Here is a 14,096-nt window from a genome sequence, read left to right as displayed (position 1 = left end):
ATGCACCTTATCTTTAGTAGGACTGAATCAAAAATAAATCATGATAGCTTTACCCTTGTGCTGGCAATCTTGTGCTATCGAAAGTGCTGGTCAATCTATATAGAATTAATGCATTTAGGTATTGATAATGCCAGGTGTTGGGCTAGCAAGAATGGTGTCGGTTTGCGTCTGGCGCATGTGATCGAGCTTGGTTGCAATCGTATCATCATGTAGTGCCAATACCTGAATCGCAAGTAGAGCAGCATTGTAAGCTCCAGCAGACCCAATCGCCAATGTCCCAACCGCGACGCCTTTAGGCATCTGTACGATAGACAGTAGACTGTCCCAACCACTCAGCATTGAGGACTTTACCGGCACCCCAAAAACAGGTAGTGGTGTTTGGCTTGCGCACATACCCGGCAGGTGAGCGGCACCGCCTGCACCAGCAATGATGACTTGCAGACCATTACCTTTAGCATTCTTGGCATAATCAAACAGTCTGTCAGGTGTACGGTGTGCAGAAACCACTTCACAATCAAAGGCAATATCAAAGTCTGCCAGCAATTGTGCAGCCATGCTCATGGTCGCCCAATCCGACTGCGAACCCATGATAATGCCAACTTTCGGTTGACCGGCAGGAGAGGTGATAGGGCCGTTCTGGTTAGCATCAGTATTTGTGGTGCTCATGACTGGATATCCTCAAAAAGACCATCATACAAAAGTTTTGCTATAGTCGTAAAGCCAAGTTTGATTTTTAATACTTGCTTAGTATTAAGAGCCGCAACATCACTGGTTTATATCCGTTTTCTTATCATGATAATGCTGTACAAAGTGAGACGCTGCTAAGGGTAGGGGTTGGTTGGTATCAAGCTGATAGCAGGTCAGGTAGCCACTATCCACAGCTGCCGAATAATCAGTACAAGCAACTTGTGGACTAAGTGGCTCAGGAGTGCCTGTCAGCCAATAATGACCAACAAACACAGGCTTATGTGTTTTGAGCGCAAAGTCAATATTTTCAGCGAGTGCATTGGCCGGTATTTGTGCCATTGCTGATAAGGGTACGCGAGCAACCTCGCGAAGCGTGCGTTTATTTAGCTCATCAAGCCACCAACGTACTCGCACTCGCGAGCGCTCTGTGCCTTCTTTGTCGACCATTACGATACCATCGGGCAAGCCTGTTTCGACGCCCTTTAGTACGCGCTCCAATGCATCGAACTCGATAGTGTCTTCTTTGGCAGTCGCGAGTAGACCCTCAGTAGTTAGGCAGTTATCATCAGTCAGAAACGGTTTGAGGATGTCCATACTATCTACGTCCCAGCATGCATGTACAAAACAAGCATAGTCTGTCTCAATCCATAAAGGTATCTCATACAAACGCTGCAACCAGTACTTATGTAGCTCTGAACCAAATGCGGCCTCTGCTAAAAATGCTTCGTGCTGACGCTTATGTATAGCATTATGCGTTCGTAGATACTCAGTCTTATCATCAGGATTGAGCGTAGCATAAGCCAATGCATTGTATTCATGATTGCCCATCACTGCATCAGCCACGCCCGCATCTATCATAGCAAAGACAATTTCAAGCGTTGCCAACTGCTGCGAACCACGGTCAATCAAATCCCCAATGAATAATGCTTTATGACCCGTAGGCGGGACAAAATACTGACCATTATGCTCGTAACCTAATTGGTTTAATAAACCGACCAGCTTATCTGCATAACCATGAATATCACCGATAATATCTATAATCATAACGAATGGTTAAATCTCACATATAAAAGTAAATGGTTGCTCAATAGCTGGATGTTAAAGGTTGTTTATTCTGATGCTCTTCATTCTAATAACGCTCCTAATTCTAACAACGCTCTGCACTCTAAATAAAGTCAGTCTAAAAACCAGGCGATAATAGAGCATTTATGAAATGGGGCAGTACTTTGGGTTCCAATATAATGGTAGCAACGACACCGAACGCGCCGCCCCACATATGAGCCATGTGATTGATATTGGAACCACCGCGTTTGTCAGCATAAATACTATAAAACACATAAGCGACAGCAAATAATATTGCAGGAATCGGAATAACGGCAAACAAATAAATGCGTTCCCATGGCGCTAGCAAAATGAAAGCAAATAAAACGGCTGATACGCCGCCTGAGGCTCCAAGGCTTAAGTAACTGGCATTGTTTTTATTTTTCAGGTAGCTTGGAATCATGGCCACAACAATAGCCAACACATAAAAAACGACAAAACCATAGCCGAATAAGAATGAGCGATACAGACCTTCGATAGCTCGACCGAAAAAATACAACGTAAACATATTGAAAAGTAGATGCATACTATCAGCATGAATAAAGCCATGCGTCACAAAGCGATCCCACTGTCCATTGTTTACAGCTGGTGGATAGAATATGAGGCGATTGAGTAGCTTTTTATTTTGCCATGCCAACAAGCTGACAATAACAGTAATGATGATAATAAGGGTCGTATGGTTTAACAAAGGATAATCCTTAGGCCGCGCCTGATGTGTGACAATGCGATAAATGACAGTGTTCAAAACCTAAGCGCTAAGGCTGAATGAAAACTAAATATGACCGATAATTAACGTACTAATAATAAATCTAAGCTATTCATAGAGTAATAAAACAATACTAACAGTAGTTATAAGGTTGCAAATGTTTATTATGTGACAAAACGATGCTTTTTTATGCTTTTATAGTGAGTAATGTAGCAGTGTATCATGTGAGTTCAGTAAACAATCTATAGATACGGCATCTTAAGTATGAATAAGAAAATACGAGCGAGAAAATACGAGCGAGAAGGTATGAACAATAAGATAGTGCCGTATATATAATTAAAAACGAGCAATTAACCTTTGTGGATTTCAAAAGCCGAACGAGGCAGTGACTTATGAGTATTATTGACCAATTAGAGCAGACGGTTACCCCAGCTGTATTGGGTGAGCGCAACAGTAGCGAGAGCGTGGCATATATCAGCCTTCTTGAGCAGTTTTATGCGATTCTAGCTGCGCGTTTGGCAGTGCCGCAGGTTTATTCGCAATTGCTGCGTAACGATCAAGTAATAGCTAACGACAATATCCCTGAAATGCCTTTATTTAAGCAGTTATGGCATAGTGAGGTGTTACAGAATACGATTATTCAAGAGCTGTCAGCCACACATCATATTGATGAGTCAGTCACTGCCCAATTACTGATCAATGCCGCACCCTTAGCGTATCGTGAGCTAAAAACACTCGCTAATGGTCAGTTTTTACCAGCATTTTTACAAGCAGAGCAGCCCTCACTACGCCCATATCTACCCATATGGGCAATACCAGTTATTACATCTACTTTAGACGTAGATAACAAGAGTAATGTCAGTCAAGAAACATCGTCAGCGGCTATGGCGGACAATTCTATCGGACCATTGAGTGACAATACGTCAATTACGTTAGATAGACTTGATGATCCCAGCCTGAACACCAGCACTGTCCCTACCATCACAGCCGCTGCAACTACAGCCTCTGATGGCGGACAACCTCGTGTAGGATCTACTGACGGATTGGGTGAAGAGACTCGCTTCGGTAGTGACGATGCCATTCATGCCAGTCCAGCAGCACATCATTTGGCAGAGAACGGCAGCCTGAAGCGAGAGCAAGTACGCACTCGTAATCAGCGAAACGATTTGCTGATACGGGTGTTTTTGTCAATAGTAGCACTTGCCGGGCTTGCGCTTGCTGCATGGGCATTGCTGATCAAGCCCAACAATGACATACCAGTAGAGCCTATTGCTGCTGCGCCTGTGATAACAGCGCCTGCGCCCGAACCAGTAGTAGAAGCAATGACGCCTGTCGAGTTCATCATTGGTGTTGATGATAGCGGCAATCTCTATACTTGTAGTGCGACAGTCGGTGATGTAGGACTGCAAAGCACACTGCAGCAGGCACTCAATACAAGTTTTGGAGAGCAAGCAGATATTTGTGAATTGACTGTACAAGATGGCACAGCAACTACTATTGCTAATATGTCAGTGGACGTACTTCCTAACGTCTTAACCATGCTCAGATCAACGCCATTTGCGCGTCTACAGTTACAAAACGAACGTCTTATAGTAGAGGCACCAGATAATATGCTACTACAGCAATTGGTGACAAACATACGCAGCTTAGTACCCGCTATGGCAGTTGATAGTACTGCACCGTTGCCACTACCTAATAATAACGCTGCATATGGTATGGGAAGTGCTGATGGTGTGAACAATCAGTTTGGTGGTGGAGCAGCCTCTAATAATCAGTATAGTAACGATGGTACTGGTAATGGCTCTGTAGAGTATCAAGCGCCTGACGATAACACTAGTGATCGCGTGATACCGGCGCCGCTACCTAATAATAGTAACAACAGAGGGCTCAATAACAATCCAAGCAGTAATAACCCAAACAGTGGGCTGCCTAACATACCAAGCAATAGCCCAAGTAGTATGTCTAATAACATTCCTAGCAATGCTCCTTCTAACAACAGAACGAGCCGATCATCAGGTCCTATCTCTGAATCAGAAGTAGATGACATGGCGAGCAGTGTCATTGTCGCTGAGCCTGCCCAAGTGAGATAGCTAAGAGGTCAAGGAGTCCAAAGGTCAAGTGGCTAAGAGAACAGCAGCTATAAAGACTCAAAAGCAGTATAGTTTTCTATACTGCTTTTTGTCCATATGGGTTAATCAGACCTTGTTTGTAGCTTTGCAAGGCAAGCTTTAAAAACTACACCCTCTAATACGAACAGTAGTCTCCTTCAACTAATTGTTCGACTGTTATTGATATGTACCCAAGTGCTTGTATAGTTACGAGTACCAACTCAAACATTACTTAACGTATCATTTGTACAACAACGCATCGACTGTGAACCTTCTCTTAATAATTTTATAATGTCTGAAATCAAATGCAGTAGCGCGACTATAGTAGACTGACAACAGAATTTTTGCATAATAAATTTTGATGTCATGTTTTAGCTTTACTTGGCGGTCTTATGCATTGAGTAATTGGATGATACAAATAAAAATTAAGGGGAGAGTTATATTATGGATATTATCGGTCATTTGACACGTACAGTCAGTCCTGCGGTACTAGCGGACGATCACAGTCCTGCTAAAAAAAACCTACTGGAACAGTTTTATGCGATTTTTGCTGCTCGCTTAGCGAATGATGAGACCTACAATCGCTTTGCCAATGAAAACATTGCTCGTGATGACAATGCCTTTTATGATCGCGTGTGGACAGAAGGGGCTCATCGCGATCAAATCTCCCGTGAGCTTGCTCATGAGCACAACGTCGACGAGACAGCCTCTCGTGGCCTAATTGCGATGGCAGCACCACTTGCTTTTCACGAAATAAAAAGTTTGGCCGGTACTACGCCTGTACCTCAATTCTTAAGTAATAATCTAAGTAGCTATCAGCATCATATTCCTGCATGGGCAGATGCTGTGTTGCCTGCGAGCGCAGTTGCAGCTACGCCCATGTCCGATACCGTCAGCACTGCACCGCTACAAAAAGAAGAAGAACCACAAGGTAGCTTTATGAAAGCGCTACTACCGATTATTGGTTTGATCATTTTGGGTGCCTTGGCCTGGGCCTTACTTCGAGGTTGCCAGGAAAATCCAGAGCCTGTTGCTACGCCAGCGACTACCATACAGCAAGATGAGCAAGGCAATGAGCAATCAGTGATGGCAGCTGATATTGAGCCTGCTTCACTCCGTATCGCTACTGGCGAAAATGGTGAGCTTTATGCCTGCCGCATGAATGTGGGTAATGAGACGCTACAGACCAATGTAATGAATGCGTTAACTGGTGCATTCGGCGATGAAGCCAATAAGTGCCGCGCCGATGTTGATGATAACTTTGCCATAGACATGCCAGCTGCCGCTCAACTCGCCACTATATTACCTATCGTCAAAAACGTACCGAATGCCAGTATGATTATCAAAGGCGATACCATCACAGTCAACGCACCTGATGATGCGGCATTAGCCCAATTAGTATCTGACCTACAAGCAGCTGCACCTGCAATGATGGTAGAGGCTGAAGGCCCATTAGATCTACAAGGTGAGATTGACGATAGTGTCGCTGCAGCAGATGTCGCAATGAACAACCTAGGTGAAAACCCAGATCCACGTGACGTTGCTCGTGCTTTGAGCATTCAGGTTATCAATTTCCAAGTGGATGAAGCTGTCATTCCTGATGTCAACAAAGCCATTTTAGACCGCGCTGCAAAAATCATTGACGACGTACCTGACTTGAACCTGATGATTATTGGTCATACAGACAGTCAAGCTTCTGATTCTTATAATATGGAGCTGTCTCGTGAGCGTGCTGAATCAGTGAAAGAGTACCTAGTGGCTCAAGGTGTCGATGCAAGCAAGTTGACAACCAAAGGTATGGGTGAGTCAGATCCTATCGCAGATAACTCAACCGAGCAGGGTCGTTTCCGTAATCGTCGCATTGAATTTATGGTTAATGACGAGATGGTCGATCCAAACGATGGTATGACGATTAACAGTGATTCGTTAAACCCAGATTTGAATCCGCTAGACAGTAATAATGACGATTTGCTACCAGATGGTGATGACGCTACGCAAGACACGGCAGTAGACCCAACAAATTAATCTGCAAACCTCTGATCACATGATAGTTAAAAATAAAAAACCGCCTTTTATATAAAGGCGGTTTTATTTTATCAGCGCGTTAGTGGTTACCTATTACTGATCATCTATTAGAGGCTACCCATTATCGAATACCTATTTGTAATGAGTAGGGTCTATCGGTTCTTTCAATTCTTCAGTAACTTGCGTGTCAGCAGAGGCGTTAAAAAATGTTTGAGTGACGTTATTCTTTGCTTGTTGCCAGTAATTAAAATGCTGGCAAGTAGACTCAAGATCGCCTTGCCATTCTGGTATATTGCCGCACATGGTTTTGATGCGTTTTTGATTGGGATAAGACAACTCCTGTGCCGCAGCAGCAGCCTCATGAACGGCCACGCGGTCATTACATACCAATGCAATATCGCAGCCAGCCTCGATAGCGGCCTTGACACGCGCGCTGACATCGCCAGCTGCCTGTGCCCCAGCCATCGACAAATCATCAGAGAAGAGCACACCATCGAACGCTAATTGATCGCGAATAATATCTTTTAGCCAAATTTTTGAAAATCCTGCGGGCTTATCATCTACTTGCGAGAAAATCACATGTGCTGGCATAAGGGCATCGAGCAGTGGTAGTGTTTGGGCAAACGGTTGCATGTCACTATTGATGATCTCATCCAAGCTACGTGTATCGATGGCTTCTGACACATGAGAGTCAGGGGCAATAGCGCCGTGACCTGGGAAGTGTTTGCCAGTGGTGGCCATGCCTGCTGCTTTCATACCGCGCATGAACTGTGTCGCAAGTGCAGTAATCGCTTGTGGCTCGTGATGAAAGCTACGGTCACCAATGACTTGGCTAATACCATCTCTGTCTAGTACAGGCGCAAAACTCAAATCAATCCCTACTGCCAATACTTCAGCTGCCATTAGGTAGCCGCAGTCATACGCACAGCTAAGTGCACGACTCGGATCTTGATTAAACAACTCGCCTAGTCTACCCATTGCTGGTAAGGGGGTAAAGCCTTCACGTAGCCGTGCAACGCGCCCACCTTCTTGGTCAACACCAATCAATATATCGGGATTGTGATAACGTATATCGTCGCACAGTGTACGTACTTGGGCGGCATCGGCTACATTACGTCCAAACAGTATGACCCCGCCGACTTGTGCTTGTTTGAGTAAACTGACATCCTCAGCGGTCAGTGCGGTACTATCAATATCAATCATTAAAACGCCGTACATTGCATGATCCTTATTCTTCTTTATATTGTTATATTATGGGTCTGATGAACTCTAAATGTCTACTCACTCGCAGGCCATCGTCAATAGACTTCATTATGACAGCTATTATCAAATGAACCTAATGCGCGAATTATTGATGTCAGTTCAGTCTATTAATCATCAGTAAATAGAGGTTGATAGTCTGCATTTGCTCTAAGTGAGAAAAGTGATAGAAAGTTTGGTATGTGTAGGCGTAGCGTGTAAGATTGCTTATACAGTTTGAGACAGTTCAGTATTATTGCTCATGATAATATTATTTAATTTAGGTTATATATCAGTATGTAATAGTAATGGCTGCAAGCTTTAAAGGCTATAAAACACAAAAAGTCTTAAAAACAGTAGCGTTCTAAAAACCGTATAGAGAAATGCACAACACAACAATAAAAGCACAGAAGAGAGTAAGCTCAAGCTGACGAATAACGAAGACAATCAGTATTGATAAGTAATCACAGATTCAGGGTTTTTAGATTTTAACAAAACAAACAATATACCCAATTCCAAACAAATCACTAACTTCAAATAACTAGGTACATATGATGAAAAAACAACCAGCACAGTGGTTACTCAGTGCAGCGTCAGTGGGCATCGCCGGTATTATCCTGACACAGAGTTACGGTACAGCAGTCGCAGAAACCAATACAGGAAGTTTTGTTCAGACACCTGAACAAAAAGTCACTACTCGCCAAGTCGCTGCCTTGCTGGATCGCAGTCATTACCTAAACCAGCCGTTAGATAGCAAAACGGGCAGCGAGATTTTATCAATGTATATTGATAGCCTTGATCCAAACCATACGTTGTTTTTGCAGTCTGATGTCGATGAGCTGAAAAAAAAGCACGCGGCTGATTTTGGTGCGCGTCTCAAACAGGGCGATCTATCCGCAGGGGTAGAAGTCTATGATCGTTATCGCAAACGCTCAAATGAATACTTTGCGATGGCAACGAAAATGCTAAAAACAGACATCGATCTGACGGGGAATGACACCATCATACTTGACCGCGAAAAACTGGGTCACTTCAAAACCAAAAAAGAACAACGAGACTACTGGGCGCGTCAGCTGAAATTTCAGTTAATGAGTATTACGCTGGGGCAAGAAGATGAAAAAGCCAAAGAAGCTGTGTTTTTAAACAATCCAGATATCACACGTGGTCAAGACTTAGTACGTAACGATGAGCGTACACCAAGTGAGATTTTGCAAAACCGTTTGTCACGTCAGCAGGAGCAGTTCAAACGCCTCAAAGACGATGAAATCATGGAAACCATCTTGAACACGGCAATGCTGACGTATGATCCACATAGCAACTACTACGCACCGATCCAAGCAACTGAGCTACAAATACAATCTAGCTTACAGTTAGAGGGTATCGGTGTCTCTATCCGCCCTGATCGTAAAAACCCAGACTACACTCGTATTGTGACTTTGGTAGATGGAGGGCCCGCTGCCAAATCTGGTCAAATTAAGCCCAATGACTTAATCGTCGGTATCGCAAAAGATGGCGAGAACATGACTGACGTGGTCGGGTGGTCAACGCGTGAGATTGTCAGCTTGATTCGTGGTAAGCGTGGCACCTCGGTCACTCTTAAGCTACGTCAACCAAATACACCAGATGCTAGCGCCCGTACGGTTACTGTCGTACGTGACATTATTCAGCAAGAAGAGTCTGGCGTGACTCAGCGTGTGGTAGAGGTGCAGCGTCCTAATATAGATGAGACACCCAAACGTATCGGTGTGCTTGAAATACCAAGTTTTTACTTGAACTATCGTGCGCGCCGTAACGGTGAGGATTATCGCAGTGTCAGTATCGATACCGAAAAAGCACTGAAGGAGTTGAACAAAGAAAACATCGATGGCTTGGTTGTCGATCTACGCAACAACCCTGGTGGCTCTTTGGATGAAGTTGCCAAAATGCTCGGCATGTTTATCAAAAGTGGACCACTGGTACAAATTCGTGATAACCGCGGTAACATTCAAGTATACCGTGACAATGATGGTGGCGAGCAGCTGTATGATGGCAAAATGACCGTCATTACCAATTTGGCATCGGCATCAGCCAGTGAGATCTTTGCTGCTGCCATTCAGGATTATGGCCGTGGATTGGTCGTGGGTAGTACTACCACAGGTAAGGGCTCTGCACAGATTCAGCTCGATAGCTTGGCGCTGGGTTCTGCTACCTTAACTCAGCGTAAGTTCTATCGTATCACTGGCGGTAGTACTCAGAACAAAGGCGTGGTACCTGATGTTGAACTGGTCAACATCTATGACGACGCCACCTTTGGCGAGCGCGCGCAGAAAAAAGCGCTACCTTGGGATACTATCAGAACGTCTCCTTATAAGCCTGAGGGTAAGTTTACCAGTGATACACTCGCAACGCTCAATCAGCAGTCTAAGGTTCGCCAACAGAAAGACCCGCAGTTTACTTATCTATCGACGCTCAATGACATACGTAACATGGATGATGAAAAGAAACCTGTTCGTCTAGACATCAACAGCCGCCGCGCTAAAATGCAGCTCATAGAAAAGCGCTCATTAGAAGCAGAAAACAAGCGCTTGATCGCCACTGGTGAACGTCCATACTCTAACTGGAATACGTACCAAGCTGCGATGGATGCAAAGTTCGAAGAGCGTAGTCGCATGAAAGCTGGTGAGCGTCCAGAGTTACCAGAAGATGAAGCATTTATTAATGAAGCTGCTTATCTCATGCTTAGTGCTGAACCTACAGCAATGCTGAGCCCGCAAGAAAAGCTATGACCAATTATAAGTAGCCACGGCTTCCATGTAAGCATATGCTTACATGGATTGACGTTCAGACTACTTACTAATGATAGAGCAATCTGCGATTATAACTGTACGGCACGATTGAACGGAATGGTTCATTGATACTAGGGATTGGTATCTTAAGGTCGCATCAGGGATAAGTGGTTTGCTGATTAGGGATGATAAGGCTGGATGCCTGTCAGTTATGAGATACCCCGGGATTAGGTATCGCGTAACGCTAACATGGATGGTTGGTAATAAAAGCCGCATGATGCTTGTCGTTATGCGGCTTTGTTATGTCTAAAATTTATAAATATTTATTGGTTATTATCTACAAATAGCAAAATGGAGCTTAAGCAAAGTCTGTTAAGTATTCAACTTTTCAAATCACTCTATTTACTTGGTAGATTATTTATTCGACAAAGCATCTATTTGATAAGTCTCCGATGATGACACACGCATAAAAAAGGTCAGTAGACATAGTCACTGACCTTTTTTTGTGCGACAAGTCTAATAATAACTCATCACTCAATAGCTGTTCACTGTACTCTAGAAGAGATTAGTGCTCAACGCCACCTGCGCCATGTACATGGCCGTGGTTTAGTTCGTCTTCAGTTGCTGCACGTACTTCTTGAATCTCAACGTCAAATGTCAAACGCTTACCAGCCAATGGATGGTTTGCATCAACAGTAACTTCTTGCTCATTCACGTCAGTTACAGTAACTAGCATAACTTGACCGCCAGCTTCTGACTGGAACTGCATACCAGGCTGAATGTCATCAACGCCTTGGAAGTTCTCACGTGGTACGTGCTGTACTGCTTGCTCTTGATACTCACCGTAGCCATCAGCAGGCTCAACAACTGCGTTGACTTTTTCGCCAGCAGATTTGCCTTCTAATTGTGCTTCTAGGCCTGGGATGATGTTGCTGTGACCATGTAGATAAGCAAGTGGCTGACCTTCTGGTGATTGGTCAAGGATATTGCCTTCGTCGTCTTTTAGCGTGTAGTTAAATTTGACGGCAGTATCTTTTGCGATAGTAGTCATAAAATATCCTAAATATATCTATGTAAAAAATTAAATGCGGTTGCAATAAACCTAAAAAAGCCAATCAGCAAGCCAAATAGCCACGGTATTAGTCAATTATCATCAGTTTATTAAAGTAACTTTAGCAGTTAGCATCTTTAATTGAGATGGGTCACATGAGTTTCAAGGCAAAAAACATAAAAAAAGCCAATTAATGCCCCAATTTACAATAATAACTGTTATTTTCTATAGTTGATGGGTAGCTATGGGCTATTTAAGGTTTGGGAGTTGCGTTTTTTAGAACTGGCTTCTACCATAATGATAAAAATAAGGAAGAGAGAGACGATGACTTCATTTACCAATACTGCCAACAATCAACCAACGAGCGATGTGTCCATCAGCCATAATGATGCCAAGCGACTGCCCTTGATCAGTTATCGGTTCGATTTTGCGCGTTTTTCTGAGCATTTGGTTGATGTGTCACTGACCTTTACGACAACCTCAGCCGCGCCTCAACTTTGGCTACCAGCATGGATACCAGGCAGTTATTTGATGCGTGAGTTTGCCCGCAATATTACTGCGGTACACTATCAAATCATAGACAGCCAAATAAAAGAGGGTGACGAGTCCTCCAAGACTTATCGCGCACAAAAAATAGATAAACATACGTGGCAACTCCCAGCTGTACAGGCAGGACAAACGGTAAATGTCGCGTACGAAGTCTACTGTTATGATTTATCAGTGCGTACGGCGTATGTTGACCAGCAGCGTCTGTATGGTAATTTTACCTCGCTCGCACTCGCAATTGATGGACAAGAGCTAGAACCCGTACAGGTCAGTTTGATTGTACCTGCGGCATTTTTGCTAGATAAAAAAGAGAATGATGTACTTTTGGCGTGTGGTTTGGCAGCTACTCATCTGCGTGTTGAAGGTCAGGACACAGATGGACAGCACAGTTATCAGTTACAGGCAGACAACTACCACGAGCTGATCGACTATCCTTTCGAGGTTGCAGAACAGCAAAAATTTGATTTTATTATCAAGGATAATCAGCATGAGACGCTGCAACACAGTTTTTATCTCTCAGGTAAGCATAGCGCCAACATGGGCAGGCTACAGCAAGATGTCACTCAGATTTGTCAGACTTATCTAGACTGGCTGGGCGATGCGCCATTCAATGACTATACCTTTATGACCTTTGCCAGTGGTCAAGATTACGGCGGGCTTGAGCATATTAACTCTACTAGCCTGATTACGCCGCGCCGTGACTTACCAAATATGGATGAGCCAAAACTACCCAGTACCGATTATCAACGGTTCTTGGGCTTATGCAGTCATGAGTATTTTCACTCGTGGTGGGTCAAAACAGTGCGTCCCGATGTCATGATCGATGTTGATCTACGCCGCGAAGCATTTACGCCTCTGCTTTGGGTGTTTGAAGGATTTACCTCTTATATCGATGATTTTATGCTGCAGGCGTCTGGTGTGATCGACAAGCCAAGCTATCTGAGATTATTGGCGGAACAAATCAATCGTTACTATCAAACGCCTGGGCGCAGCAACCAAAGCGTGGCAGAGTCGAGTTTCGATGCGTGGATCAAGCTGTATCGTACTGACGAAAATACGGGCAATGCAGGCATCAGCTACTACAATAAAGGTGCGCTAGTGGCATTGTGTTTGGATCTGATACTGCTCAAAAACACCGATGGTCGCTATCGTCTCTTTGATGTGGTCAAAGCGTTCTATACTCAAGCCAAGCAAAACGACAATAAGCGTATCGGTATCAGTAGCACCGATATGGGTACGGTGATTGGGCAGTTCATGCCGCTAGCAGAGTGGGAGGATTTTGAGCGTCGTTATGTCAATGGAGTAGAGGAGCTACCCATTGAGACATTGCTAATCGAAAACGGTATCAAAATACAGGTCAATAAAAAGGAAGTGGCTGATAAACATGTGCCTTGGGGTATGCGCTGTAGCGACACGCCAGCTGGACTTAAGGTCAATCGAGTAATGCGTGGTAGCGTGGCTGCCAGAGCTGGCATCTCAGCACATGACATCATTATTGCGATTGATGGTATAAAAGCAGACAGCAAGCAGTTGGCTTCGCTTAGTAACGCCAAGCGTCCTGTCGAGTGTTACTTGTTCCGCCGTGATGAGCTGATGTGTATTCAAGTGCAACCAACTAAAGCGCAGCAAAAAGACAGCATGGATAGCAATAATGCTAGCGAAAACTCATTCCCTCATAAAATCGGTCTACGCTTAGCAAAAGAAGGCAAGGCGTTACAAGGCAATGGCGATGAGGCGCAAGCAGAAGCAGGCTGGGAGATGTGGCTAAACGTTATGAATCATCAGTCAGATTAGATATGTTAAGTGGTGTGTCAACATTAGGTGCGCTAGTATAGCTCGCGACACGCAACGCCATTCATAACCTATAC

At 44.1% G+C, this 14,096-nt stretch carries 9 protein-coding genes; 4 read left to right on the top strand and 5 right to left on the bottom strand.

Annotated features, from left to right (window positions below):
- Positions 1-114 precede the first annotated feature (114 nt).
- The 3 genes from purE to AC5JP1_RS08410 form a co-directional block, all read right to left on the bottom strand.
- Positions 115-666 (bottom strand): 5-(carboxyamino)imidazole ribonucleotide mutase, encoded by a 552-nt coding sequence (gene purE / locus AC5JP1_RS08420; protein WP_493843789.1) that lies wholly within the window; start codon positions 664-666, stop codon positions 115-117.
- A 99-nt stretch (positions 667-765) separates the two neighbouring features.
- The gene (locus tag AC5JP1_RS08415) at positions 766-1,731 is read right to left on the bottom strand and encodes a metallophosphoesterase (RefSeq protein ID WP_493843788.1); all 966 of its coding nucleotides are present in this window, start codon (positions 1,729-1,731) and stop codon (positions 766-768) included.
- Between the two features lie 136 nt (positions 1,732-1,867).
- Positions 1,868-2,476 carry a rhomboid family intramembrane serine protease gene (locus AC5JP1_RS08410; protein ID WP_319051118.1) on the bottom strand — a complete coding sequence of 203 codons (609 nt, stop codon included), beginning with the start codon at positions 2,474-2,476 and terminating at the stop codon, positions 1,868-1,870.
- Between the two features lie 410 nt (positions 2,477-2,886).
- Between AC5JP1_RS08410 and AC5JP1_RS08405 the strand changes: the two genes are divergently transcribed.
- Together AC5JP1_RS08405 and AC5JP1_RS08400 are read left to right on the top strand one after the other, a co-directional pair.
- Complete coding sequence (locus AC5JP1_RS08405; RefSeq protein ID WP_493843787.1) at positions 2,887-4,584, top strand: hypothetical protein; 1,698 nt, start codon at positions 2,887-2,889, stop codon at positions 4,582-4,584.
- A gap of 462 nt (positions 4,585-5,046) precedes the next feature.
- Entirely contained in the window at positions 5,047-6,627 is a 1,581-nt protein-coding gene (locus AC5JP1_RS08400; protein WP_493843786.1) for an OmpA family protein, read from the top strand.
- 132 nt (positions 6,628-6,759) lie between these two features.
- Here the strand turns inward: AC5JP1_RS08400 and nagZ are convergent, their stop codons facing one another.
- Positions 6,760-7,845, bottom strand: coding sequence for a beta-N-acetylhexosaminidase (gene nagZ, locus AC5JP1_RS08395; protein WP_493843785.1), 1,086 nt, complete (start codon positions 7,843-7,845; stop codon positions 6,760-6,762).
- A gap of 575 nt (positions 7,846-8,420) precedes the next feature.
- Here nagZ and AC5JP1_RS08390 point away from each other — a divergent pair.
- On the top strand, positions 8,421-10,631 hold the full coding sequence (locus AC5JP1_RS08390; protein ID WP_319051114.1) for a carboxy terminal-processing peptidase: 2,211 nt from the start codon (positions 8,421-8,423) through the stop codon (positions 10,629-10,631).
- A 565-nt stretch (positions 10,632-11,196) separates the two neighbouring features.
- Here the strand turns inward: AC5JP1_RS08390 and AC5JP1_RS08385 are convergent.
- Positions 11,197-11,682: an FKBP-type peptidyl-prolyl cis-trans isomerase gene (locus AC5JP1_RS08385; protein ID WP_319051113.1), complete on the bottom strand. Its 486-nt coding sequence runs from the start codon at positions 11,680-11,682 to the stop codon at positions 11,197-11,199.
- A 324-nt stretch (positions 11,683-12,006) separates the two neighbouring features.
- On the opposite strand from AC5JP1_RS08385, the gene AC5JP1_RS08380 reads away from it, so the two are divergent.
- Complete coding sequence (locus AC5JP1_RS08380) at positions 12,007-14,022, top strand: M61 family metallopeptidase (protein WP_493843784.1); 2,016 nt, start codon at positions 12,007-12,009, stop codon at positions 14,020-14,022.
- Positions 14,023-14,096: the final 74 nt, after the last annotated feature.

The organism is Psychrobacter sp. H29, assembly GCF_059073055.1.
Note: the sequence above shows the minus strand (reverse complement) of the source record. Positions and strands in the feature narration are given on the sequence as shown.